23 protein-coding genes are annotated in these 24,094 nt (G+C 71.7%); 11 read left to right on the forward strand and 12 right to left on the reverse strand.

Annotated features, from left to right (window positions below; translation table 11 throughout):
• Window positions 1-75 precede the first annotated feature (75 nt).
• Window positions 76-660, reverse strand: coding sequence for a DUF4360 domain-containing protein (locus Ari01nite_RS25120; RefSeq protein ID WP_203784613.1), 585 nt, complete (start codon window positions 658-660; stop codon window positions 76-78).
• Window positions 661-775: 115 nt separating this feature from the next.
• On the opposite strand from Ari01nite_RS25120, the gene Ari01nite_RS25125 reads away from it, so the two are divergent.
• Genes Ari01nite_RS25125 through Ari01nite_RS25135 form a run of 3 tightly spaced genes read left to right on the forward strand, consistent with a single transcriptional unit; the run spans window position 776 to window position 3,666 of the window.
• Window positions 776-1,327 (forward strand): RNA polymerase sigma factor, encoded by a 552-nt coding sequence (locus Ari01nite_RS25125; protein WP_203784614.1) that lies wholly within the window; start codon window positions 776-778, stop codon window positions 1,325-1,327.
• A complete protein-coding gene (locus tag Ari01nite_RS25130; protein WP_203784615.1) occupies window positions 1,324-2,364 on the forward strand; it encodes a hypothetical protein in 1,041 nt (346 codons plus the stop codon). Before Ari01nite_RS25125 ends, Ari01nite_RS25130 begins: the two co-directional genes overlap by 4 nt.
• 30 nt (window positions 2,365-2,394) lie before the next feature.
• The gene (locus Ari01nite_RS25135) at window positions 2,395-3,666 is read left to right on the forward strand and encodes a glycosyltransferase 87 family protein (protein WP_203784616.1); all 1,272 of its coding nucleotides are present in this window, start codon (window positions 2,395-2,397) and stop codon (window positions 3,664-3,666) included.
• On the opposite strand, the gene Ari01nite_RS25140 is transcribed toward Ari01nite_RS25135, so the two are convergent.
• A complete protein-coding gene (locus Ari01nite_RS25140) occupies window positions 3,623-4,285 on the reverse strand; it encodes a DUF4360 domain-containing protein (RefSeq protein ID WP_203784617.1) in 663 nt (220 codons plus the stop codon). The two genes, Ari01nite_RS25135 and Ari01nite_RS25140, sit on opposite strands and share 44 nt — an antisense overlap.
• A 353-nt stretch (window positions 4,286-4,638) precedes the next feature.
• Between Ari01nite_RS25140 and Ari01nite_RS25145 the strand changes: the two genes are divergently transcribed.
• Window positions 4,639-5,289 carry a DUF4360 domain-containing protein gene (locus Ari01nite_RS25145; protein ID WP_203784618.1) on the forward strand — a complete coding sequence of 217 codons (651 nt, stop codon included), beginning with the start codon at window positions 4,639-4,641 and terminating at the stop codon, window positions 5,287-5,289.
• 95 nt (window positions 5,290-5,384) lie between these two features.
• On the opposite strand, the gene Ari01nite_RS25150 is transcribed toward Ari01nite_RS25145, so the two are convergent.
• Window positions 5,385-6,905, reverse strand: coding sequence for an FAD-dependent oxidoreductase (locus Ari01nite_RS25150; protein ID WP_239163004.1), 1,521 nt, complete (start codon window positions 6,903-6,905; stop codon window positions 5,385-5,387).
• 514 nt (window positions 6,906-7,419) lie between these two features.
• Between Ari01nite_RS25150 and Ari01nite_RS25155 the strand changes: the two genes are divergently transcribed.
• Both Ari01nite_RS25155 and Ari01nite_RS25160 read left to right on the forward strand, forming a co-directional pair.
• Entirely contained in the window at window positions 7,420-7,848 is a 429-nt protein-coding gene (locus tag Ari01nite_RS25155) for a DUF2243 domain-containing protein (protein ID WP_203784619.1), read from the forward strand.
• The gene (locus Ari01nite_RS25160) at window positions 7,845-8,558 is read left to right on the forward strand and encodes a cytochrome c oxidase assembly protein (protein WP_203784620.1); all 714 of its coding nucleotides are present in this window, start codon (window positions 7,845-7,847) and stop codon (window positions 8,556-8,558) included. Before Ari01nite_RS25155 ends, Ari01nite_RS25160 begins: the two co-directional genes overlap by 4 nt.
• Here the strand turns inward: Ari01nite_RS25160 and Ari01nite_RS25165 are convergent.
• Window positions 8,503-9,498, reverse strand: a complete 996-nt coding sequence (locus Ari01nite_RS25165; protein ID WP_203784621.1) for a chemotaxis protein CheB — start codon at window positions 9,496-9,498, stop codon at window positions 8,503-8,505. The genes Ari01nite_RS25160 and Ari01nite_RS25165 overlap by 56 nt on opposite strands.
• A gap of 65 nt (window positions 9,499-9,563) precedes the next feature.
• Here Ari01nite_RS25165 and Ari01nite_RS25170 point away from each other — a divergent pair, with 65 nt between their 5' ends.
• Window positions 9,564-10,238, forward strand: coding sequence for a GAF and ANTAR domain-containing protein (locus Ari01nite_RS25170; protein WP_203784622.1), 675 nt, complete (start codon window positions 9,564-9,566; stop codon window positions 10,236-10,238).
• On the opposite strand, the gene Ari01nite_RS25175 is transcribed toward Ari01nite_RS25170, so the two are convergent.
• The 3 genes from Ari01nite_RS25175 to Ari01nite_RS25190 form a co-directional block, all read right to left on the reverse strand.
• Complete coding sequence (locus tag Ari01nite_RS25175) at window positions 10,235-10,699, reverse strand: STAS domain-containing protein (protein ID WP_239163005.1); 465 nt, start codon at window positions 10,697-10,699, stop codon at window positions 10,235-10,237. The two genes, Ari01nite_RS25170 and Ari01nite_RS25175, sit on opposite strands and share 4 nt — an antisense overlap.
• 454 nt (window positions 10,700-11,153) lie before the next feature.
• Complete coding sequence (locus tag Ari01nite_RS25185; RefSeq protein WP_203784624.1) at window positions 11,154-11,633, reverse strand: SRPBCC domain-containing protein; 480 nt, start codon at window positions 11,631-11,633, stop codon at window positions 11,154-11,156.
• Window positions 11,630-11,965, reverse strand: coding sequence for an ArsR/SmtB family transcription factor (locus Ari01nite_RS25190; protein WP_203784625.1), 336 nt, complete (start codon window positions 11,963-11,965; stop codon window positions 11,630-11,632). Before Ari01nite_RS25190 ends, Ari01nite_RS25185 begins: the two co-directional genes overlap by 4 nt.
• Window positions 11,966-12,022: 57 nt before the next feature.
• Here Ari01nite_RS25190 and Ari01nite_RS25195 point away from each other — a divergent pair, with 57 nt between their 5' ends.
• Entirely contained in the window at window positions 12,023-12,445 is a 423-nt protein-coding gene (locus tag Ari01nite_RS25195; protein ID WP_203784626.1) for a GNAT family N-acetyltransferase, read from the forward strand.
• Here the strand turns inward: Ari01nite_RS25195 and Ari01nite_RS25200 are convergent, their stop codons facing one another.
• Window positions 12,446-13,084: a class I SAM-dependent methyltransferase gene (locus Ari01nite_RS25200; protein ID WP_203784627.1), complete on the reverse strand. Its 639-nt coding sequence runs from the start codon at window positions 13,082-13,084 to the stop codon at window positions 12,446-12,448.
• Between the two features lie 61 nt (window positions 13,085-13,145).
• Window positions 13,146-13,829 (reverse strand): S1 family peptidase, encoded by a 684-nt coding sequence (locus Ari01nite_RS25205; protein ID WP_239163029.1) that lies wholly within the window; start codon window positions 13,827-13,829, stop codon window positions 13,146-13,148.
• A 510-nt stretch (window positions 13,830-14,339) separates the two neighbouring features.
• Here Ari01nite_RS25205 and Ari01nite_RS25210 point away from each other — a divergent pair.
• Together Ari01nite_RS25210 and Ari01nite_RS25215 are read left to right on the forward strand one after the other, a co-directional pair.
• The gene (locus Ari01nite_RS25210) at window positions 14,340-15,086 is read left to right on the forward strand and encodes a hypothetical protein (RefSeq protein ID WP_203784629.1); all 747 of its coding nucleotides are present in this window, start codon (window positions 14,340-14,342) and stop codon (window positions 15,084-15,086) included.
• Between the two features lie 123 nt (window positions 15,087-15,209).
• On the forward strand, window positions 15,210-18,686 hold the full coding sequence (locus tag Ari01nite_RS25215) for a glycoside hydrolase family 3 C-terminal domain-containing protein (RefSeq protein ID WP_239163006.1): 3,477 nt from the start codon (window positions 15,210-15,212) through the stop codon (window positions 18,684-18,686).
• On the opposite strand, the gene Ari01nite_RS25220 is transcribed toward Ari01nite_RS25215, so the two are convergent.
• On the reverse strand, window positions 18,664-19,527 hold the full coding sequence (locus tag Ari01nite_RS25220; protein ID WP_203784631.1) for a DUF1266 domain-containing protein: 864 nt from the start codon (window positions 19,525-19,527) through the stop codon (window positions 18,664-18,666). The genes Ari01nite_RS25215 and Ari01nite_RS25220 overlap by 23 nt on opposite strands.
• Entirely contained in the window at window positions 19,524-20,375 is an 852-nt protein-coding gene (locus tag Ari01nite_RS25225; protein WP_203784632.1) for a DUF1266 domain-containing protein, read from the reverse strand. Before Ari01nite_RS25225 ends, Ari01nite_RS25220 begins: the two co-directional genes overlap by 4 nt.
• Before the next feature lie 77 nt (window positions 20,376-20,452).
• Here Ari01nite_RS25225 and Ari01nite_RS25230 point away from each other — a divergent pair, with 77 nt between their 5' ends.
• A complete protein-coding gene (locus Ari01nite_RS25230; RefSeq protein WP_203784633.1) occupies window positions 20,453-23,464 on the forward strand; it encodes an AfsR/SARP family transcriptional regulator in 3,012 nt (1,003 codons plus the stop codon).
• 197 nt (window positions 23,465-23,661) lie between these two features.
• On the opposite strand, the gene Ari01nite_RS25235 is transcribed toward Ari01nite_RS25230, so the two are convergent.
• On the reverse strand, window positions 23,662-24,072 hold the full coding sequence (locus tag Ari01nite_RS25235) for an integrase (protein ID WP_203784634.1): 411 nt from the start codon (window positions 24,070-24,072) through the stop codon (window positions 23,662-23,664).
• Between the last annotated feature and the right edge of the window lie 22 nt (window positions 24,073-24,094).

Raw genomic sequence — 24,094 nt, forward strand, 5'->3', positions numbered from 1 at the left:
GTCGATCACCGCCGCGGCAGCCGCTCAAAGGATATGCGGAGGAGCCCGGTAACGCTCGTCAGAGCATCATCCGAACTAGGCGCACTCCCGCCACGCGAACTCGTAGGTGGTCCGGACGTCGGTGCTCAACGCCCGCATCGCGATCCAGCTGGACACGGCGGGAGTGTCGCCGGGTGTCACCCGCAGTTCGGCGTTGACGTTGAGATTGCGCTGCTGGCCGCAGGGCACGAAGACCTGCGCCTCGAGCTCGATCGTGTCGATCGCCTGCCAGTCCTGGTCGAGCGGTCCGGTGAAGGTGTGGGTGCGGTAGGCCGGCAGCGGGCCGCCGGCGTAGTAGTAGAGGGACCGGAGGACGGCGGTCGCGCCGGGTTCGAGGTGCAGGGAGCCCTGGTGCACGATGCGGGAGATCGCGTAGGTCCAGCCGTCGGGCACGTGCACGACGAGGTTCAGCTGGCAGTTCCTGCGGAACGCGGTGACCGGGGCGTCGCCGCCGGCCACCGCCCGGAAGTCCGTGTGGTCGATCTGGAAGCCGCTGTTGTCCGGCAGCACCGAGATCGCGGTGGTGCCGGGCGCGCAGCCGGTGCCGTTGAGCGTGATGACGTCGACGACCACCGGAGCGGGCAGGGTCAGCAGGGCGGCTACGGCCAGGTTCAGGAACATGGGAACCCCCTTCGCATTGATGAGTTTCAATGTATCGGATTGATAGCCGTGGTAACCGGGCGGTGGGTTCCGGACCTAAAGGGGGTGAGGATGAGCGCAGCGAGGGGGCGCGGGGATGAGGCATGAGCAGTTCACGGTGATGTTCCGTGTGCACTATCCGCTGGTGCTCGCCTTCGTGTCCCGGCGGACCGACGCGGCTCGGGCGCACGACGTGGTGGCCGACACTTTCACCACCGCGTGGCGGCACTTCGACCGATTACCCGCCGAGCCGTTGCCCTGGCTGTACCGGGTGGCCCGCAACTGCCTCGCCAACGAACTGCGCGCCGACCGGCGGCAGGCCCGGGTGGCCGAGAAGATCGCCGGGCACGGCTTGGAGCCGGAGCCCGACCACGCGCTGTCGGTGATCGCCGACACCGGGCTGCGGCAGGCGCTGCAACGGCTGTCGCCGGCCGACCGGGAGGCGCTGCTGCTGATCGGCTGGGAGGGCCTGGACCACGACGCCGCGGCCACCGTGCTGGGCTGCTCCGCCGTCACCTTCAAGGTGCGCGTGCACCGCGCCCGGCGCCGCCTCACCAGACTGCTGGCCGCCGCGGACCGCGACGAGAAGCCCGCTCCGGCTGTCCTGCCCAGTCCAGCCCCGGCGCACAGGAAGGCGCGGTCGGCATGAACGAGAACGACGCCATGGCCCGGTTAGCCGCCGCCAACCCGGTGCCCGACCCGATCGCGGCACCCACCTCGCAGGCCCATTTCTGCCTCCGCGCGGTCCTCGCCCAGCCGGTCGCCCAGCCGGTCGCCCAGCCGGGCCGGCACCGGGGCCGGCGGATGGTGCTGGCGGCCGCGGCCCTCGCGCTGGTCGCCGGCGGCGGCACGGTAGTCGCCCGGCACCTGCGGGCGGAACGGCCGGAACCGCCGCGCAACACCGTCGCGGCGCCGTCGGCCATCTTCGCGGCTGCCGCCGGAGCCGCCGGCAAGAGCGCCGGCCAGGGCGAGTTCGTGCACGTCGCGGGCACCGCCGGGCGGATCGTGCACGTGCCCGCGGCCGGTGGCTACGACCTGATCCGGGTCGACTCGGTGCGCAGCGTGCAACCGGCCGAGGGCCGGCCGGGCGAGGGCTGGCTGGCGGTGGGGGAGCAGGGTGCGAGCGTACGGCCGCTGACCGAGCGGGACGCGGCGGCGTACCGGCGCGACGGCTCGCCGTCCGCCGCCGACCTGCCGGGCAACGAGGGCGACGACCTGACCCCGAACCTGGCCGGCGACCCCGAGTTCACCGGCGACGTGGGTGACCTGCCGGATGACCCGGCCGCGGCGGTCGCCGCCATGATCGGTACGCCGTCCGCGGCGCCGCCCGACGGCCAGGGCTGGCTGTTCCGCGAGTGCACCCGGCTGCTGGACGTCTTCACCAACTCGCTGAGCGGGGTGGACCGCGCCAAGGTGTTCCGCGCGCTGGGCGCGCTGACCGGGGTACGGACGCTGGGGACCGGCACCGACCCGATGGGACGGCCCGCGGTCGGGCTGGCCTATACCGGCGAGACGGTCCGCTACGGGCTCATCGACTGGCAGATCTTCCTGCGCCCGGGCACCGACCAGATCGTGTTCACCCAGGCGGTGGTGCGCCGGCCCGGCCCGGCCAACCAGACCCTCGCGCCCGGGGTGGTGCAGTACAGCACCGCGGTCACCGACGTGGTCCACAGCGACACCCCGTAGCCCGCCGTCTCGCCCGCCGAGGGGACCCGCATGTCTCGCCGCACCGTCCATTGTGTACTAGCGCTGCTCGCCCTGGTGGTGGTGTGGGCGTTCGACCGGCACTTCCGGTTCTTCGACATGGCCATCTATCAGGGCGCGGTCCGGTGGTGGGCGGACGGCGGCGACCTGTACGCCTACCAGGCCCCGGTCCGCGGCGCGCTCGGCTTCACCTACCCGCCGTTCGCCGCGCTGCTGCTGATGCCGGCCGGCCTGGTCCCGCTGAACGTGGCCGGCTGGCTGAACGTGCTGCTGAGCCTGCCGTCCCTGGCTGCCGCGCTGGCAGTGGTCACCAGCCGGGCAGCCGGGCCCGGCCGGCCGCTCCAGGGCGGCTGGGCTCTCACTGCCGGGCGGGGATTTCCAGCCGGCCGGGCTCTCCTTGCCGGGCGGGCGCTGCCGGTGGCGCTGGTCCTCGTGCTGGCGCTGGCTACCGAGCCGGTGCGGCAGACGCTGGGGCTCGGGCAGGTGAATCTGGTGCTGTTCGCGCTCGTCGTGCTGGATCTGGGCGTGCTCGGGCGGGCGGGTTCGCGCTGGGCCGGGGTCGGGGTCGGCATCGCCACCGCCGTCAAGCTGACTCCGGGGCTTTTCATCGTCTATCTGCTCGTCACCCGGCGGTGGCGGGCGGCCGCTGTGGCCGGTGGCACCGCGGCCGTGCTTACCGCCGCCGCTGCCGTGGTCGCGCCGCGGGAGACGATGCAGTACTTCGGGGACCTGCTGTGGCGGACCGAGCGGGTGGGTGCGGCCGACGCGGTGGCCAACCAGTCGCTGGCGGGGTTGCTCGCCCGGCTGTCAGACAGCCCGGCGGCGCCGCGCTACTGGTGGCTGGCTCTGTGCTCGGTGGCGGTGGTGGCCGGGTTGCGCCGGGCCGCGCGGGCCCATGCGTACGGCCATGAAATGACGGGGTTGACCTTGGCCGGACTCACCGCCAACCTGGTCACGCCGGTCGCCTGGACGCACCACCTGACCTTCCTGCCGGTGGCGCTGATCCTGCTCGGCCGGTCCGGCCGGCGCCGCGACGGGGTGGCGGTGGGCGTCTGCTACGTGCTGTGCGTGCTGTCCCCGGTCTGGTGGGTCGCCGACGGGCCGGGTGGGCTGCTGCCGTTCCTGGCCGCCAACACGTTCGTGCTCATGATCATCTTTTTGGTGTGGCGCCTGCCGGTGGCCGGAGACGCGGCACGCCGGCCGGAAGAATCCGGCCGGCGTGACGGGGTTTCCAGCGTTCTTACGCGGGGCAGCGGGCCCACGAGAAGTGGTAGATCGTGTTGATCTCGCCGTCCGTCGAGTCCATCGAGATGAAGCTCGTCGTGGTGCGGGGGTTCGAGGTGCCCGCCGCGACCCGGAGTTCCGTGTTGATGTTGAGGTTGCGCAGCGCGCCACACGGGTGCCAGACCATCGAGGCCAGCGGAACCTCGTCCGAGGTCTGCCAGTCATCGGCCCACGGGCCGCGGAAGGTGTGACTGGCGTACGCGGTCTGCGACTGACCCTGGAAGTAGTAGTTCGCCCGCTGGGTGGCGTTGGCGCCGCTCTCGATCGCGGCGAAACCGCGGTAGTCCACCTTGCTGATCGCGTAGGTGAAGCCCGACGGGACGTGCACCTTCAGGTTGATCTGGCAGTTCTTGCGGAAGTCGGTGCTGGCTGCGCCGACGCCGACCTGGGCCATGTAGTTCGAGTACGTCACGGTGAACGCGGTGTTGTCGGGCGACATGGCGACCGCGGCGGTGCCGACCGGACAGCCGGAGCCGTTGACCGTCACGACGTCGATGACGATCTTGTCTGATGGAGGCGGCACCTCAAGTACCAAGCCGACTGCCTGGGCCGGGCTGCCGATCAAAGTGGTCGCCGCAACGGCCAACGTGGCACAGAAAGCGTACAGAGCCTTACGCATTAATGCTCCCTTCGGCGAGGCCAGCGGAAAGCCTCGAGATGCCGTCATGCTATTTACGCGATCGAAACACGTCAATATGTAAATGTGGCAGCTATTTGGAACGGTTAAAGGCTGCTCAGCCCATCAGCGTGGCAGGGGGATCGATGATGGTCAATTAAACGTTCGGCTGAGTCTGCCCTGGCTGGGAGGTGGGGGATTGAGGGTAAATCGGTCATTACGGAGAGTTGGGGACGCCCTTCCCGGCTCCTTCAGAACAGGTTCTTGTCGTTTTCGGGTGAGGCCCGCTAGCATCCCGTTAGGACATTCGTGTCGATCAATATCTATTCTGGAATTGCCCCAGGAAGGAACCCTTCATGACCCCCAAGCTGTCCGGCGCGAGGTGGGCTGCCCTCGCGTCCGTGGTTGCCCTCGCGGCAGTGCTCCTCCCGGGCGTGGCGAACGCCGACGAGCTGGCCGCACCGCCCAGTGGGCGGATCACCCTCGACGTGGTGACGGTAAACGGCTCCGGCTGCCCGGCCGGCACGGCCGCGGTCAACATGTTGCCCGACAACACTGGCTTCCGGATCGACTACTCGGCCTTCCGCGCCGAGGACGGCGGCGGTGCCGCACCGACCGCCTTCCGTAAGAACTGCCAGGTCAACGTGAATGTACACATCCCGCAAGGCTTCACCTTCGCGGTGGCCCGGGCGGACTACTGGGGCCGGGCGCGTCTTGCCGCCGGTGCCTCCGCGCTGCACCGGACGAACTACTACTACCAGGGTTCGTCGGAGAACAACTTCGTCGACCACCCGATCGCCGGTCCGCTGAACGGCACCTGGCGGTCGACCGACATCACCCCGGTCACCGAGCTGGTCTGGGCGCCGTGCGGCGAGGTGCGGAACCTCAACATCAACACCGAGCTGCGGGTGGACGCCGGTACGTCGACCACGCGTAACTGGGTCTCGATGCGCGGCTCCGACGGCCAGGCGTACACGCTCGTCCAGTTCTCCTGGGCGAACTGCTGACGCTAGTCACTGCAGAGCACCGGGCCTGGTCGAAAGACCAGGCCCGGTAATCGCCGTGAAAAACACTCTTATTTTGCGGGTACTGGACGGTAAGGTCAGTCCGGCAGCTCGACGCGGGACAAAGGCTTGATCGCGGGACCCTGGACGACCTCGCCGTCAATGCCGAACCGGGAGCCGTGGCACGGGCATTCCCAGGCCTTTTCCGCGTCGTTGAAGTGCACGAGACAACCCAGGTGCGTGCAGCGGGCCGAAACGGCATGGAGCCGGCCGGCCCCGTCGCGGTAGACGGCGCACCGATCGCCGCTCACCCGGACCACGCCGCCGCTGCCGGCCTCGATGTCGTCGACCGAATCGACGTGGGTCGGCCGGAGCCGGTCGCCGACGAAGTGCCCGGCCACCTTGGCCTGCAGCTTCAACGCCGTTCCGGCCTCCCGCACCAGGCCGAGCCGGCGCGGGTCGTAGAGCCCGGCCCACGGGAGTTCGGTGCCGGTGAGCGTGGCGGCGAGCAGCTGACCGGCCATGACGCCGCTGCTCATGCCCCAGCCGCCGAAGCCGGTGGCCACGTAGACGTTTTTCGCACCGGGGTGGAACCGGCCGATGAACGGGACCCGGTCGGTGGTGGTGTTGTCCTGCGTGGCCCACCGGTAGGCGATCTCGGTACCGGGGAACTGTTCGCCGGTCCACGCGGTGAGTCGGTCCCAGCGCTCGGCGACGTCCTCGCCACCACCCGGGGTGAAGTGCTCGCCGGTGACGATGAGCAGGCGCTGACCGTCGCGGTACGGCGCGGTGCGCACCGACCGGGTGTTCAGCTCGGTGGTGATGAACGTGCCACCCGGGTCCCGGCCGGCCGCGATCGGCGCCGCGACCACCAGTTCCCGGCGGACCTCCAGGCGGGCGAACAGCAGCGCCCGGTCGAACACCGGATAGTGCGTGGCCACCACCACCTGCCGGGCCGTGACCGTGTGCCCGCCCTCGGTGGTCACCGTGCACGGGTCGCCCTCGTCGAGGCCGACCGCCCGGGTCCGCTCGAAGATCCGGCCACCGCGCCGCACCAGGTCGTCGGCCAGCGCCAGGAGGTATTTGCGCGGGTGGAACTGGGCCTGCCCGTCGACCCGCACCGCGCCGGCCACCGGGAACGGCAGGCCGGTCCCGGTGACGAACGACGCGTCCAGCCCGGCCTCGGCCGCCGCCTCGGCCTCGGCGCGGATCTGCTCCACGCCGTCGGGCGCGGTGACGTAGGTGAAGGCCGGCACCCGTTCCAGCTCGCAGTCGACGGCCAGGCGCGCCGTCACCTCGGCGACCCGCTCCACGGCCTGCTGCTGCGACTGCGCGTACAGCCGCGCCTCGTCCTTGCCGAACGAGTCGCGCAGCCGGGCGTAGATCAGGGTGTGCAGCACGGACAGCTTCGCGGTGGTGTACCCGGTGACGCCGGCCGCGATCCGGTCCGCCTCCACCACCGCCACGCTGCGGCCGGCCCCGGTCAGTTCCCAGGCGGTCGCCAGGCCGGCGATGCCGCCGCCCACCACCAGCACGTCGACGTCCAGGTCACCGGCCAGCGCCGGGTAGGTGGTGGCCGGCGGCGCCGATTCCATCCAGTACGACTCGTGCATGCTCATCAGCCAATCCGTAGCGGGAGGTCGAGGGCGTCGCCCGCGGGCGACCGGCTTGATGCCGGTCAGACCCTGGTCGCGGGCGCGCGTGAGATAAGGCGCTCAGCGGCGAGTTCATCACCTGGTAGTCGTCGTAGTGCACCGGCACCGGCACCGTGAGCCGGGGCCGGATCAGCGCGTTCCGGCCGTCCACCGCGAGCTCCAGCACCGAACCCATGACGTCCGGCAGCAGCGTGTCGACCAGGCCCGGACCGTGCCGGCCGGGTACCGCGGTGACCCGCAGCCGCTCCCGGTCCCGGGTCCACTCGTGGCACTGGGTCCGGGCGCCGTAGCCCAGGTGGACCCGGTTGCCTGCCGGCCCCGAACGCCGGGTCGGTGAGCAGCGTGAAACCGCCCAGCCGCAGCACGGCGGTGGCGTTGCCGATGAAGGTCACGCTCGCTCGCATGACCGGAGGCTTCCCGGACCGGCGGTGGGTAAACGGACCGTTTCGGACGGCCGGCGCCGGGGACACGTCCCCGCATGGCATCCGTGCGCGGCCGCAATGTGCTGTCCGGCGTCCTGCTCGGACTGGGGATAGCCGCCTTCGTCGACGAGACCGTGTTCCATCAGTTGCTGCACTGGCACCACTTCTACGACCGGTCGACGCCGGCGATGGGGCTGGTCTCCGACGGCATTTTCCACGCCGCCGGCTTCTTCGCCACCGTGGCGGCGCTGTTCCTGTTCGCCGATCTGCGGCGGCGGCAGGCATTCCGGCGCGGCCCGTGGTGGGGCGGTCTGCTCGCCGGGGCCGGTGCCTTCCAGCTCTACGACGGCACGGTCCAGCACAAGCTCATGCGCCTGCACCAGATCCGGTACGACGTGGACGTCACCCCGTACGACTGGACCTGGAACATTGTGGCGGTCCTGCTCCTGGTCGCCGGGGTGGCGCTGCTCGTGCGTACGAGATGATCTTTTATCTGACCGCCGCAAAGGTAGTACGCAGGCGGGGCGGCTCCTGGGACTACTGGCGGGAGGTTTCCTGGTGCGCCGGCCTGGTGGCGCTGGCCGGCGGCGCCGTCCTGGACCACCACGACCTGCGCGCGCACATGCTCGGCCACCTGCTGCTCGGCATGGTCGCGCCGCTGCTCCTGGTGCTGGCCGCCCCGGTGACGCTGGCGCTGCGGATCCTGCCGGTCGGCGCGGCCCGGCGCCTCGTGCGGCTGCTGCGCACCCGCCCGGTGCGGGTGCTGACGCATCCGGTGACCGCCGCCGTCCTGAACGCGGGTGGTTTGTGGCTCTGGTACGCGACCGGCCTCTTCGGCCACACCGCGGACCGCCCGTGGCTGCACGCCCTGGTGCAGATCCACGTCTTCGCCGCCGGGTGCCTGTTCACCGCGTCGATCGCCGGTCCCGACCCGATGCCGCACCGGCCGGCGCTGCCGGTCCGGGCCGCGGTGCTGTTCGCCTTCCTGACCGCGCACGGCATCCTGGCCAAACATCTGTACGCCCACCCGCCGATGGCCGCGCCGGAGGACGTCTCGCTCCAGGCCGCGCAGTTCATGTACTACGGCGGCGACCTGGTCGACCTGGTCCTGATCGTCCGGCTCGGCCGGGAGTGGTGGGTCAGGCGGTCCCCGCTCCGGCATCCGGCAGCAGCTCCGGGAAGTTCTTACGGATGACGCCCGCCGCGCGCATCGCCTCGTCGGCCGCGGCCAGTTGATGCCGGACGGTCAGCGCGCCGTCCGGCCCGACGGCTCGTTCGGCGAGCCGGCGGAAGACCGCGGCCGGCTCCTCCAGCATGCTGATCGCCATCCAGATCGCCTGTTCGACCTTCTCCTGCTGGGCCGCCGCGAGCGCCCGCGGCGACCAGGAATGGCCGACATGGCAGAGGTAGTGCGTCGCCGGGCCGGTCTGGATGGCCGACAGACCGCCGCTGCAGTCCGGGCAACTCAGCGCGACCGGCTCGCCGGGCACCGGGCCGTGGCCGCTTGATCTGGGCGTCTCCAGCATCTCAGTCTCCCGAATCAGATCGAAACCCGGCGGTTCACCGGGCGCCTCCGCCCGTCGCTCGAGCAGCGCCGTCACCACGGCGCCGATCCGTGCGGCGGGGGACACCACGGCCTGCGGTACGACCGCGAGCGCGGACCGCGGCATGCCGGACACCGAGGCTTCCCGCGGTTCCTGGACGACCGCCGCGCCGCCGAGCGAGGCGATGGCGGCCAGCCCCGAGGCTCCGTCGTCGAGAGAGCCGGACAGCACCACACCGACCACGTGGGATCCGTACCACCGGGCCGCACTGCGGAACAGCGAGTCGATCGAGGGCCGGGCCCGGTTCTGCTTCGGCGCCCGGCTCAGCAGCACATGATCGCGTTTGACCAGCAGGTGCCGGTTGTTCGCGGCGACGTAGACCCGGCCGGACCGGATCGGTTCCCCGTCCCGAGCGGTCGCCGCCGCCAGCGGGCCGGACCGGTCCAGGATCTGGGCGAGCTCGCTCTGACCGCCCTCGGGCAGGTGCATGACCACCAGCACGGCCGCCGGCAGGTCCACCGGCAACCCCCCGACGAACGCGGTCAGCGCCGCCACCCCGCCGGCGGAAGCCCCGGCCACCACGACTGCCATGCGGCGCGCATCCCCGGTGGACGGCAACCGAAACGTCGTACCGCGATCTCGATAGGCTGCCGGGCATGGACCTGACGGCCTCCCTGCGTGAGCTGAGCCGGTCGGTTCGGCTCGACTCCGGGGTCGGCGACAGCCTGGACGCCCTCGTCGCGGCCGCCCTGGACGCGATACCGGGCGCCGAGTTCGCGGGCGTCTCCTACATCGAAGAACGCCGAACGGTGACCACCCGGGCCGCCACCGATCCGCGGGCCGTGGCCGTCGACCTGGCGCAGTACGAGACCGGGCAGGGCCCGTGCCTGACCGCGCTGTTCGACGAGGCCGTCGTGAGCATGCCGGACCGCGACCGGGAGACCCGGTGGCCGCAGTTCATCGCGCGCCTGGCCGGCAGCGACGTGCTGAGCATGCTGTCGTTCCAGCTGTTCGCGGCGGACGACACCCTGGGCGCGCTCAACCTCTATGCCGCCCGCCGGCACGCGTTCGGCGACGACGCCCGGTCGGTGGGCGAACTGTTCGCGCTGCACGCCGGCGTGGTGCTGGCCGGCGCACAGCGGCATGAGCGGATGGGTCAGGCGCTGACCACCCGGGATGTGATCGGCCAGGCCAAGGGCATCCTGATGGAGCGGTTCAAGCTCACCGGCGACCAGGCGTTCGCGCTGCTCGTGCAGATCAGCCGCAGCACCAACACCAAGCTGCGGGACGTCGCCGAGCACCTCGCCCGGACCGGCGAACTGGACAGCTAGGTGCGGGCGCGGAAGAGCACGTCGACCAGGCGCGGCTCGGGCGCGGGCGGCCCGGGGGGCACGTCGAACGCCTCGGTCAGGCCGGAGATCTCCAGGACCCGGCGGGACATCGGTGCGGGATTACGGACGTGGAACCGGACGCCGCGTGTCTCGCACTCGTTGTAGACCTGAACGAGTGCCCGGATGCCGGAGGACCCCAGGAAGGTCACCCCGGCAAGGTCAGCGAACACATCGCCTTTTTCCGGCAGCAAACCAGACAGAACGGACTCGACCTCAGCCATGTTGTCCGTGTCGAGCTCTCCGCGGAACTCCACGGTTACGGACGTGGACGACCGCTCGGTGACGATGATGCTGGCCTCGAGCAAGGGGAAGAAATCGGACAGTTTTGCCGGATCCATGGGAAGCCTCGATGAGCTGGTCGCGGTCGCATGCCCGGGGGTGTCGAGGCTGCGGCCGGCCAACCCATTCTGCCACGCGGCTCGCGGTAATACCCGGCGCGACAGCGGGTAGTCGTCCCGAAACGACCGATAGAGGGCTGCGATGGTGCCCGGTGGTCGTGCTGACCGGCGACGGCGCGATGCAGATGACCGGCCTGGCCGAGCTGGTCACGTCGCCGGCCGGTGGCGGGGCTGGGCCGATCCCCGGTTCGTGATCTGCGTGCTCAACAACCGCGACCTCAGCGAGGTCAGCTGGGAGCAGCGGGAGGTGGAGGGCGAGCCGGCGTTTCGCCGTCTCCCAGCGGCTGCCGGAGGTGCCGTACGCGGAGTTCGCCGGCCTGCTCGGGCTGCGCGGCCTGCGGGTCACCGATCCGGAGGGCCTGGACGCGGCCTGGGCGACGGCACTCGCCGCGGAGCCGCTCACCGGGCCGTGCGCGCCCGGAATCGTCCCGCCGCGTGGTGGAAGATGTTGTGGCCCTCAGCGCACGGCCACCCCCGCGGCTACCTCAGCCAGCTGACCGGTGACCAGGCCCCAGCCGTCGGCGAAACCGAGTTCGGCGTGCTTCTCGCGCGCAGCCGGGTCGCCGTGCCGCACCACGATCCGGTAGTCGGTTCCGCCGTCCGGGTGGTCGGCCAGGGTGACCTCGGCGGTCATCGGCACCGGCGCCGGGACGGCCGGCCGCCAGGAGCTGTCGATCGCGTTGGTGAACACGATCCGTTCCAGCTCCTCGACCACCAGGAAGGTCGCGTCGACGTGCGGGTGGAACTCCACGCCGTCGTCGCTGAGCCGGGTCACCAGGGCGCCGCCGGGCCGCACCTCCAGCCGTTCGACGCGGCAGAGGGTGGGCGCCGGCAGCCACCACTTCGCGAACCGGGCCGGGTCGGTCCAGGCGTTCCAGACCGCGGAACGGGGAGCGCGGATGACCCGCTCCAGGAGCAGGTCGAGGTCGGGGTTCACGATGGGTTCTCCTCAGCGGTGACGAAGGATTCGAGGCGATCGGTGCGGCCGGTCCAGACCTGGCGCTGCTCGGCCAGCCAGTCGTCGACCAGGGCCAGGCGCTCGCGGTTGAGGACGCAGGTGCGGACCCGGCCGGACTTGGCGGTGCGGATCAGGCCGCTGGCCTCGAGCGTCCGGACGTGTTTCATGAACGACGGCAGCGTCATCGGAAACTCGCGGGCGAGCTCACCGACGCTGGTCGGACCCTGCCCGAGGCGCCGGATGACGCCCCGCCGGGTCGGATCGGCGAGGGCGACGAACACGTCGTCGAGCTGAGCCGAATACTGTGCCATGCGGCTAAGTATTGGCGTCCGGGATAGTTAGCGCAAGGGCTAAGTATGGGAGCAGGGATGATCAGCGACCTGGGTGACAGCGACCTGGCCGGGTGCGCCGCGCTGTATGCGGAGACGTTCAGCGCGCCGCCGTGGAACGAGTCGTGGTCGGTCCCGGACGCCGTCCAGCGCCTGGCCGATCTGCTCGCTACCCCGCGGGCGTACGGCGTCAGTATTTTTGATGGTGAATTGCTGGGGTTCGCACTCGGCAACCTGGAGCGGGTGGGTGCGGAGGATCATTTCTGCCTGCGCGAGATGTGTGTCCGGCCGGGGCGCCGGCGCGAAGGGCTGGGCACGGCGCTGCTCGACGGGCTGGCCGCGCGGCTGCCCGGGGTGCGGCAGTGGTACCTGCTGACCGCGCGGGACAGCGGGGCGGCGGCGTTCTACGAGCGGAACGGTTTCCGGCCGGCGCAGCGGATCGGCGTCTTCGTGCGTCCGTGATCAGCGGTTCGGCGTCTTCGCGAAGAGGAAGGCGCCCGCTACGTCCGGCGCGGGGCGGTGCACGAGTTCGCCCTCGACGGTGAAGCCGGCCGCCTCGAGCCAGCCGGCGACCCGTTCCGGCCGGCGGCGGTGCACGTAGACGTTCATCGGGTGGCCGCCGTAGCCCTCGGTCTTGAGCCGGCTGTCTTCGCCGAGGTGGAAGCCGAGCAGCACGACCCCGCCCGGCCGCAGCACCCGGTGGAACTCGGCGAGCGCGGCGGGCACCTCGTCGTCGGGCACGTGGATCAGCGAGAACCAGGCGAGCAGTCCGGTCAGGCTCGCATCGGCGACGTCCAGGCTGGTCATCGAGCCGACCTCGAAGCAAACCCCCGGGTGGTCACTCCGGGCGACATCGATCATGCCGGGCGACAAATCTATGCCGTACGCGTCCAGCCCGATGCCCCGCAAGAAGGAGGTGATCCGGCCCGGCCCGCACCCGACGTCGGCCACCGGCCCGTTACCGGCGGCGCGCACGAGTTCGGCGAAGAGTCCGAGGATGCCGCGCTGAAAAGGTTCCCCGGCGAGCGCGTCCCGCAACATGTCGGCGTAACTGACCGCCACGGTGTCGTACGAGCGCCGGGTGTCCTCGAGCCAATCCATCGGACCGTTCTACCAGCGGTGCCAGGCCGCCCCGGCGGTGGGGCCGGGGCGGCCGTGACCACTAGCTGAGGGGCAGGCCGCCGACCTGCTGGTTGACCCAGGCGCGGATGGACGGCAGGTCGCCGTAGACCGAGGGGGCGGTGGCGCAGGTGGCGTCGCTGTTGCCGGCGCGGCTGGTGACGCCGATGAGCTGCCAGGTGCCGTTGACCTGGCGCACCTGCGGGCCGCCGGAGTCGCCGTAGCAGGCGCCCGCGGTGCCGCCGTTGTTGTTGGTGCAGATCTCGAACGGGCCGTTGATGCCGCCGCAGCGGTTGTCCTCGACGATCGAGGTGTCGATCTCGTGCGCGACCGCCGGGGCGCCGCCGCAGTTGGGCTGGGGGCAGGTCTGTCCCCAGCCGATGATGCGGGTGGGGGTGCCCACCGGGCCGGAGGTGTCCGGGATGATGGCCGGCGCGTGCGGCACGGCGGCAGCCAGCTGGAGCAGCTTGACGTCGATGTTCGGGTGGTTGACGGCGCTGGTGACGGTCGCGACGGTGCCGCCGGTGGTGCGGTTCGTGCTGCCGACCCGCACGGTGCGCGGCGTCGGGCAGTGCTTGGCGGTGACGGCCCAGGTGGGCGTGATCAGCGATCCGGTGCATCCGGCGACGTAGACCATGAACGAGTAGTTCTCGGTGGCCGGCCGCCCGTTGACGACCAGGATGCTGGGCCCGGGGTCGTCCTTGGTGGCAGCGTGCGCGATGGCCATGCCGGAGGCGACGAACGCCGCGATCAGGGGCACGAGCAGAAGCGGGACGAGGCGTCGTGACATGGGGGATTCCTCGTGGTGGTCCAGGCAGCGGGAAGGCGGGGGATGCCAAACTCCGGCGAGCGTGGCCCGCTGCATTGCCTGAACAGTGCACGCCGGTCAGCCCACGTGCCCCACCGCACGCAGCCCGAAAACGTTTTCGAACATAACAACGACATCGAGCCACGTCAATAAGCAGTGGTGGCAGCGCTGTGCGGGCGAGGTGGCCGGCCTCCTGCCGTGAGCGGCTCCCGCCAGTCCCCGTCCGGCGACCGACCAAACACCGCGCCTTTATCGGATAAATGCCCGGCGCGGGGCGGCAGGGCGGCAGGACGGCGGGGCGCGCAACATCGTTCCCTCGGCATCGCTGGCGTGGAGCGCAGTTGTCGGAGATCCACACTGAACGATTGGTCTTGACGCCGCGTTCCACTGTCGGAGTTGTCAGGTCCGCCGATGGATGGAGATGCATACGTGTCGGACGTTGTGACGTCGCCGCAGCGCAAGCGCGGCCGCCTCAAGACGGTGCAGCTGGTTGTCCAGACCATCGGCGGTGTCGTGGCCATCGTGGTGGCCCTGTACGGGCTCTACAACACCTGGTCCAAGGAGCGCGACCAGGCGCTGCCGGGGCCGAGCGCGTCGGGGCCGTCGTCCACCGTCCCGACAACGGTTGCGACGGCGAAGCCGACGGAGCCGACGAAGCCGGCGGCGCCGACGACCCCACCGGAGGTCACCGTCCCACCGGGTAACCTGCGGCCGGTCGACGACCCGGAGCCCACCGCGCAGCCGACCACGCGGCCCACGACGCGGCCGGCGGCGCAAACTCGGAAGTTTGCGCTTTCCGTCGAACCGGGCATCGCGTACGACTTGGAAGATCTCGGCAATTATGGCTGGGAAGGCAGCGATGCCGGATATGCCGACCGGGACCTGTACCGGACCAGCGAGACCGCGGGAAACAACCGGCTGCAGGGCGTGCAGGTTCCAGTGGACACCACCGACACGCGGAAGATGAACGCGGTGGTCTCCGTCCCGGCCGGATCCGGCCTGTCGGCGTGCAGCGGAAAGTCGACCGCGGGTGGCGGCTTCGTCTCGCTGGACACGGCGACGAAGGGCACCACGTTCTGCGTCCGCACCCGCGCCGGCCGCTGGGCGCTCGTTGTGATCACCAGGATGGCGGCCAGGGACGTGGCGATGGACGTCGCGGTCACCATGCCGAAGTGAACGGATTAAGTCAAGGCCAGAAATAAATTACCTGAGCTGCGGCGAGAGATTAGTTTCACGGATTGACGTAATTGCATGTGTCGACCTAGCCTCCTCGCGAACCCTGCGAAGAGGAGAGAGATGGTGCGCGCAGTTCTTGCCGTCGCGCTGGCCGTGGGTACCGGCCTCGCGACGCCGGTCCACGCCCACGCGGCCGAGCCACCCGTTCCCGCCTATCTGGACACCGGCTACTCGTTCGCCGAGCGGGCCGCCGACCTGGTGTCCCGGATGACGCTCGCCGAGAAGGTGGGCCAGTTGCGCACCAACACGGCGCCGCCGATCGCGCGTCTCGGCGTGCAGCAGTACACGTACTGGAACGAGGGGCAGCACGGCATCAACCGGCTCGGCGGCAATGCCCGGCGGGGCAGCGTCGGCGGCGGCGTGCACGCGACCAGCTTCCCGACCAACCTGGCCACCTCGATGTCCTGGGACCCGGAACTGATCTACCGGGAGACCACGGCGATCTCGGATGAGGCGCGCGGCCTGCTGGACAAGGCGCTGTGGGGAGTGGGGCAGAACAACATCGGGCCGGACCGCGACGCGTACGGGCTCCTGACCTATTGGGCTCCGACGGTGAACATGGCCCGGGACCCGCGCTGGGGGCGCAACGACGAGGGCTTCGGCGAGGACCCGCTGCTGGTGTCGCGGCTCGCCGGGGCGTATGTGAACGGCTATCAGGGGCAGAGCCGGACCGGGGAGCCGCTGACGCCGTACCTGAAAACCGCGGCGACGGCCAAGCACTTCGCGCTCAACAACGTCGAGGCCACCCGCGAGACCGGCAGCTCGGACACCACCGAGGCGAACATCCGTAACTACTACACCCCGCAGTTCCGCAGCCTGATCCGGGACGCCCGGGTGGCCGGCCTGATGACGTCCTACAACCGGGTCAACGGCACGCCGGCCGCGACCGATCCGGGACTGGTGCGCGGGCTGGCCGAGCAGACCTGGGGCTTCACCGGCTACTCCACATCGGACTGCGGTGCCATCTACGACGTGTGGGCGCCGACCCGCCACAAGTGGGCGCCGCCGGGCTGGGCCACCGACGGCTCGGTCTGGACCGAGACCGCCACCGGCAAGCGGGTCACCGCCGCGGCCGGCGCGCAGGCCTACGCGTTGCGGGCCGGCACCCAGCTCAACTGCCGGGGCGACGAATTCACCCTGGCCAACATCCAGGAGGCCCTCGCGGCCGGCGTGCTCACCGAGGGCGTGCTTGACGCCGCGCTGGTCCGGGTCTTCACCACCCGGATGGCCACCGGCGAGTTCGACCCGGCCGACCGGGTGAGCTACACGTCCATCACGAAGGATGCCATCGAGAGCCCGGAGCACCAGCGGCTCGCCGAGGAGCTGGCGGCCAACTCGCTGGTGCTGCTGCAGAACAAACCGGTGTCCGGTACGCCGGTGCTGCCCGCCGATCCGGCCAGCCTCCACCACGTCGTGGTGGTCGGCGATCTCGCCGACAAGGTGACCCTCGGTGGTTACTCGGGCGATCCGACCATCAAGGTCAGTGCGGTGCAAGGCATCACGGCGGCCGTACGCGCGGCCAACCCGTCGGCGACGATCACGTTCGACGCCTGCGGCACCTCGACCACGGCGACCGGGGTGGCGGCCTGCTCGGCCGGGACCCTGGCGGCCCTGCCCGCGGCCGACCTGGTCGTGGTGGTCGCCGGCACCGACCTGAACGTCGCCGACGAGGGCACCGACCTGGCCACCCTGGCGCTGCCCGGCAACTACCGGTCGCTGCTCGACCAGGTCGGCGCAGCCGGAAACCCGCGCAGCGTGCTGGCCATCCAGGCGAGTGCACCGCTGGCCATCGAGGACGTCCGCGACCGGTTCCCGGCCGTGGTGTTCGGCGCCTACAACGGGCAGAGCCAGGGCACCGCGCTCGCCGACGTGCTGTTCGGCAAGCACAACCCGAGCGGCCGGCTGAGCTTCACCTGGTTCAAAGACCACACGCAGCTGCCGGACATCCAGAACTACGGACTCACCCCGGCGCAGACCGGCGGCCTCGGCCGCACCTACCAGTACTTCACCGGCACGCCGAGCTATCCCTTCGGCTTCGGGCTGAGTTACACCACATTCCGGTACGCGAACATCCGCGCCGACCGCGCGGCCACCACCCCGGACGGCCGGCTCACCGTGCACCTCGACGTGACGAACACCGGCACCGTGCCGGGCGCCACGGTCGCTCAGGTGTACGCCACCACCCCGGCCGTGCCGGGCGTCGACCAGCCGGCCAAGCGGCTGGCCGGTTTCCAGAAGACGCGGGTGCTGCAGCCCGGCGAGCGGCAGTCCATCGCGATCCCGATCCGGGCCGCCGACCTGGCCCGCTACGACGAACGGCAGCGCAAGCAGGTGGTCTACAACGGCCGCTACCGGTTCCTGGCCGGCCCGGACGCGGCGACCGTGGCCGGCTCGGCCGACGTGCTGATCCGGGGACGCCTCACCCCGCGGGTCGCGGCGGTGACCGTGCAGCCGGACCGGGTGCAGCTCGCCCCGGGCGACCGGCTGGACATCCGTCCCGTGGCGGTGCACAACGACGAGTCGCCCGCGGACCGGGCCCGGATCACCTACCGCAGCAGCAATCCCCGGGTCGCCACGGTCAGCCCGGCCGGCCGGATCACCGCGGTGGCCGGCGGCGTCACCACCATCTCGGCCACCGCCGGCGGCGTCACCGGCACCGCGCCGATCGTGGTGAAGCAGCCGTTCACCCTGGACGCGCCGGCCCTGACCACCGCCGGTGGCACGGTCACGGCCCGGGTCAGCCTGCCCAACCCGGGCCGGGTCCCGCTGACCGGGGTGACGCTCGGCCTGGACGTCCCGGACGGCTGGACGGCCACCCCGGACGGGCCGGTCGCGTTCGGCACGGTGGCCGCCGGGCAGACCGTGCACGCGTCCTGGACGCTGACCGCGGCGGAGCGGCCCGGCGCGTATCAGGTGACCGGGCGGGCCGCGTACACCAGCAGGAATGGAAGCGCGACCGTCGCGACTGGCCGGACCATCGCGGTGCCGTTCGCCTCGCTGGCCGAGGCGTACGGCAACACCGGAGTCAGCGACGACGCGCAGCCCGCCGCCGGAAATCTGGACGGCGGCGGCTACTCCTACTCGGCGCAGGCGCTGGCCTCGACGCTGGGCCTGGCCTTCCGCCACGACGGCCTGGACTTCACCTGGCCGGCCGGTCCGCCCGACAACGTGGTGGCCGGCGGTCAGACCGTTGTGATCGGCGGCTCCGGCACCAAGCTCGGCCTGATCGGCACGGGAACGAGCGGCACCGCGTCCGGTCCGGCGACGGTCACCTACACCGACGGCAGCACGCAGGAGTTCACCCTGACCTACACCGACTGGTACGCCAACAACCCGGCGGCCGGCGGCTCGATCGTGGCGTCGTTCGCCTATCACAACACCGCGACCGGCCGCCGCGACCGCAAGGTCAGCCTGTACTACGCGTCGGTGCCGCTCGACCCCGCCAAGACAGTCCGCTACCTCACCCTGCCGGACGTGAGCCGGGGGGTGGCCGCCGCGCAGACCAGCATGCACATCTTCACGGCGAGCGTCGGCGGGTGAGCTCCTGGGTCAGCAGCGGGCTGCGCGGATCGGCGAGCAGCGGCGGTGCGGCGGCCCGGGCCCACCGGGCGGCCTTCGCGTCGCCGCTCAGGAACGCCGGCATCAGCTGGGCCGCGAGCATGCTGCCGGCCGACGGATACCAGCGCCGGGCCAGCTCACCGGTCCGGCGCAGGTAGTTCAGCCCGCGGGTGCGGTCCAGCCAGCCGGCCTGGACCGCACCCCGGCAGAGGTGCACACCCGGTCCCCAGTGGACGGCCAGCAGGGTCGGCACCACCTCGTTCTCGCCGAGGATGCCGATCCGGCGCAGCTCCTCCTCGGCGGTGGTGACGGCCGCGGCGGTGTCGTGCAGCATCGCGACCGTCTCCGCCGGCAGTCCGGCCCGGGCCGCCCACTCGTCGATCGCGTGCGGCCAGAGCTCCGGCCCGCCACGGGTGCGGTGCCGGATCACCTCCTCGACCCGGGCCAGCTGTCCCCCCACGGTTTCCGCACCCGGGCCGAGGAGGTCGTTCACGCACCGGCCGATCGCGGTCGACACGTCCTCCTCGCCCAGCACCGACTGCCGGTGCGGCTCGGCCGCCAGCCGCAGCTCGCGCCTGATCACCCCGCGCGAGCGGCGGCAGGCCACGGTGTCCAGCACCTCGCCGGCCCGTACCGAAGCCAGTGCGCCGACCGCCAGCGCCGGCGCGTACAGGGTCACCGGCAGCGGCACGCCCGCCGAGTACCGGGCGACCACCGCCGGTGGTGGCGGCCGCCGGCGCCACCACTTGTACGCCTCCCGCAAAGCCGACCCGAGCAGGATCGCCCCCACCACGGCCAGCAGCACCGCGTGGCGGTGGGTCATGGCCGGGCCGGCCAGGGGAGCCTGAGCCAGGGGCTGGCCGGGTCGCTGAACAGCGTCTGGTGCGGTTCCAGCACGGTCGAGTACCAGACGTCGAACTCGTCGTTGTCGAAGCGCAGCACCCGGCCCAGCGCGTAGCCGGCGGACAGGTCGGCCCATGAGTCGTAGTGGCCGAACGCCTGCTTGCCGGCCCGCAGCACGTACTCCCGCGCCTGCGGTTCCTTGATGTAGCGGACCTGCAGGCCCCAGCGGGCCATGTTCACGGCCCGGGCCCAGTCGTACGCCAGCAGGCTGCGCACCACCGCGTCGCCGGTCAGCAGGCCGTCCGCCCGGAACCGCTCCTCGTAGCTGAGCACCCGCTCGATGGTCGCGGTCATCTCGTCCACTGTGGTCTCCGGTACGCCCTGGGCGCGGGCGCTGTCGGTGACCGCCCGCCGCCAGGTGTCCACGTCCGGAGTGCCGAGATCGCGGCGTACCGCCAGGACGAAATCGGCCACCGGGTCGGCCGTCTCGTCGTCGAGCAGGCCCTCGATGCACTCCCGGAACTCGCCGGCGCTGCTCACGTCCCACTGGCTCTTGAGCAGGTTGTAGGTCTTCTGCGCGCTGTTCGCGTCGTCCTTGATCGCGTTCCAGGACACGCCGTGGTTGAGCGACATGTGCGCGCCGACCGCCAGCGCGGCGGCCAGGTCGCCGGTGGTCGGCTGCTGCTGGTTGACCGCCACCACATTGCGGAAGGCGCGGGCCATGCCCCGCGCGCTGCGGGCCGCCGACCGCGCCTTGAACACGATCTGCGCGACGAACAGCAGGACCACGAGCGGTGCGACGACATAGACGAAGGTAGGTATCTCCACGCGCGCAACCTAGAACCGGCGGCGCGAACTTCGCTCGCAGTTCGCTATACCGCCAGCTCATGCACTAGGGTCGCGCGGTGGCCGACTCGCTGCGCTTCGAACTTCTCGGGCCGTTGCGGGCGTGGCGCGGCGATGCCGAGGTCGCGCTGGGCGGCGCCAAGCAGCAGACCGTGCTGGCGGTGCTGCTGCTCGAGGCGGGTCGCCCGGTCCCGGTCGACCGCATCGTCGCGACCGTGTGGGGCGACCAGCCACCGCCGAGCGTCACGCATTTGGTGCAGACGTACGCGAGCCGCCTGCGCCAATCGCTCGACCTGGGCCGGGATCTGGTCTCGACCGAAGCCGGCTATCTGTTGCGCCTCGACCCCGCGCAGCTGGACCTGACCTCGTTCGATCGTCATTTGACCTCGGCCACCCAGCACCGGGAGCGCGGCGACCAGGCCCTCGCCGCCGCCGAGATCGCCGCGGCACTCGCGCTGTGGCGCGGCGAACCGCTCGGCGGGCTCACCGGCGCGGCCGTCGACGCGGCCCGGCAACGCCTCACCGAACGCCACCTGACCGCCCTGGAACTGCGGATCACCGTCGACCTGGACGCCGGCCGGCACGCCGACGCGATCGCCGAGCTGACCCGGCTGGTGCAGGCTTTTCCGCTGCAGGAACGGCTGTGGGCGCTGCTGATGCTGGCGCTCTACCGGGCCGACCGGCAGGCCGAGGCCCTGCAGACGTACGCGAGCGCGCGCGCCCTGCTGATCGAGGAACTGGGCGTGGAACCGGGTGCCGGCCTGGCCCGTATGCACCACCGCATCCTCACCGGCGACCCGTCCCTGGCGCCGGCCGCGGGCACCCGCAACGACCTGCCCGGCGACGTCGCCGACTTCACCGGCCGCGAGCCGCAACTTCGCCGCCTGCTGGCCGCCCCCGGCGCCGCACCGCCCACGGCGGCCGTCGTGCTGGCCGTCGACGGCATGGCCGGCGTCGGAAAGTCCACATTGGCCGTTCACGTCGCACACCGGCTCGCCGGCCGCTACCCCGACGGCCGCCTCTTCCTCGATCTGCACGCACACAGCGAGGGCCGGCCCCCGGTCGACCCGGCCGCCGCGCTCGACCTGCTGCTGCGCGCCCTCGGCACCCCCGGCGAGACGATTCCGGCCGGCCTCGACGAGCGGGCGGCCCGGTGGCGCGCCGCGGTGGCCGGCCGCCGGCTGCTGCTGGTGCTCGACAACGCGGCCAGCGCCGCCCAGGTGCGCCCGCTGCTGCCCGGCTCGGCCGGTTGCCTCACCCTGGTCACCAGCCGCCGCCGCCTCGCCGACCTGGACTGCACCGACGTGGTCTCGCTCGACGTGCTGCCGCCGGACGAGGCGGCCGCGCTGTTCAACCGCATCATTCTCAACCGCAGCATCGGCGCCGACGGCGACGTGGCCGAGGTGGTGGCCCTCTGCGACCGCCTGCCGCTGGCGATCCGGATCGCCGCCGCCCGGCTGCGCGCCCGTCCGGCATGGACGGTCGGCCACCTGGCCCGGCGCCTGCGCGACCGCCGCCGGGTGCTCACCGAACTCGCGGTCGGCGACCGCAGCGTGGCGGCCTCGCTCGCCCTGTCCTACGCCCAGCTCACCGAGCCGCAGCAGCGCCTGTTCCGGTTGCTGGGCCTGGCCCCGGTCGCCGACTTCGACGCCTGCCTGGCCGCGGCCGCGGCGGGCCTGCCGGTCGAACGCGCCGAACGCCTGCTGGAGGACCTGCTCGACGCGCACCTGGTGCAGGAGCCGGCGCCCGGCCGCTACCGCTTGCACGACCTGTTGCAGCAGCACGCCCACACCGCCGCGCAGGAGACCGACGACCCGGCCGCGCGGCATGCGGCGGTCGGCCGGATGCTCGACCACTACTTCGCGGTGGCGTGTGCGGCGGTGGACACCCTCTTTCCGCGGACCCGCCACCAGCGCCCGCGTCCCGTCTCCGAGGTGCCACCGCCCGCCGACGCCCGCGCCTGGCTGGACGCCGAACGGGCCAACCTGGTCGCCGCGGTCGCCCACGCCGCCACCGAGGGCTGGCCGGCGCACGCCGTCGGGCTGGCCGCGACCCTGCGCCTCTATCTGGACACCGGCACCCACCTGGTCGACTCGCTGGCCGTACACCGCCATGCCCTGGGCGCGGCAAGCTCGGTCGCCGACCGCGGCACCGCGCTGCACAACCTGGCCAAGGCGTGCTGGCGGCTGGGCCGGTACGACGAGGCGTACGACCTGTTGCAGCGGGCGCTGCCGATCCACCAGGACGCCGGCACCCTGGAGACCCTCGGCGCCACCTGCTACAGCCTGGGCCGCTACGACGACGCCATCGACAACTACGAGCGGGCCGCGGAGATGCACCGCGCGGCCGGCGACCCGGTGGCCGAGGCGACCGCGCTGAACAACATCGGCGTGATCCACGAGCGGCAGGGCCGCTACCGGTCGGTGCTGGAGATCTGCGGGCGGGCGCTGGACATCTACCGGGCGGCGGGCGACCGGCTGTGCGAGGCCCACGCGCTCAACAATGCGGGCAACGCGCTGTGGCGCCTGGGGGATTACGACGAGGCGCTGGACAGCCTGAGCCGGGCGCTGGTGCTGCACCGCGAGAGCGGCGACCCGAGCTGGGAGGCGCACACCCTGACCAGCCTGGGCAACGTGCTGGCCAGCCTGGGCCGGCCCGGCGAGGCGCTGGACCACTGCGACCGGGCCCTGGCGATCCAGCGCGCCAGCGGCGAACGGGCCGACGAGGCGGCGACGCTCAGCGACCGCGGCGTGATCCGGCGGCTGGTCGGCTCCCACCCGGAGAGCCTCGACGATCTGTCGCTCGCGCTGTCCATCGCGCGGGAGATCGGCGACCGTGGCCTGGAGATCCAGGCCCTGAACGGGATGGGGGAGACGCTGGCGGCCCTGGCCCGGCCGCGGGAGGCCAGCGAGCGACATGCGGCGGCGTTGCGACTGGCCCAGGAGATCGGCGACCGGCACGAGGAGGCGCGGGCCCACGACGGGCTGGCCCGGACACTCGACGATCCGGGCGATCACCGGGAGCGGGCGCTGGTCATCTACGCGGATCTGGACGTGCCCGAGGCGCAATGACCGATCGGGCGGATGCCGGGGACGTCAGATTCAGCCCCGGGCGACCCGGCTTTCGACAGCCCACCCGGGACAAATCGCGATTGCTTAACCGGGCGCCAGCACCAGGACGTTTGCCGGCTAAGCGGGGGAGTGAAAAGGCTGGGGATATTCGTGCGGCGAAAGTCGATCTGGCCAGGCGAAGGCGCGCCGGAAACGAGCTAGGCGCCGGATGCGCGGATGACCCGTTCGGTCGGGTCCGGTGCCGACGGGGTGGTCAGCCGGTCGGTGAGCAGAAAGCCGGGCAGCCGGAAAGCCGCGTCGCCGGTCTCGGACAGGGCGTGGGTGCCGCCCCGCGCGGCCGGCAGCCAGCCGTGCGCCAGCGCGTAGTCGACGAGTTGCCGGACGTCGTCCGCGGTGGGGTAGGAACCGTCGGTGGCGCAGGCACCCAGCGGCGCCGGCCAGGCGAGCGACAGCAGGTCGGCCTGCAGCGCGCGGCTGGTTTTGCCGTCCCGCCACACCCGGACCCGGATGCCGCGATGACAGTCGCCCGAGCCCTGGATGCAGCGGATCTGGGCGGTCCACAGGTAGGTGTGGTCATCCACCCGGACATGCCGCAGCCGAAGTCGCATCGCGGGAATGCTAACCGTTGTT

It is taken from the genome of Paractinoplanes rishiriensis (genome assembly GCF_016862375.1).
Classification (GTDB): domain Bacteria; phylum Actinomycetota; class Actinomycetes; order Mycobacteriales; family Micromonosporaceae; genus Actinoplanes; species Actinoplanes rishiriensis.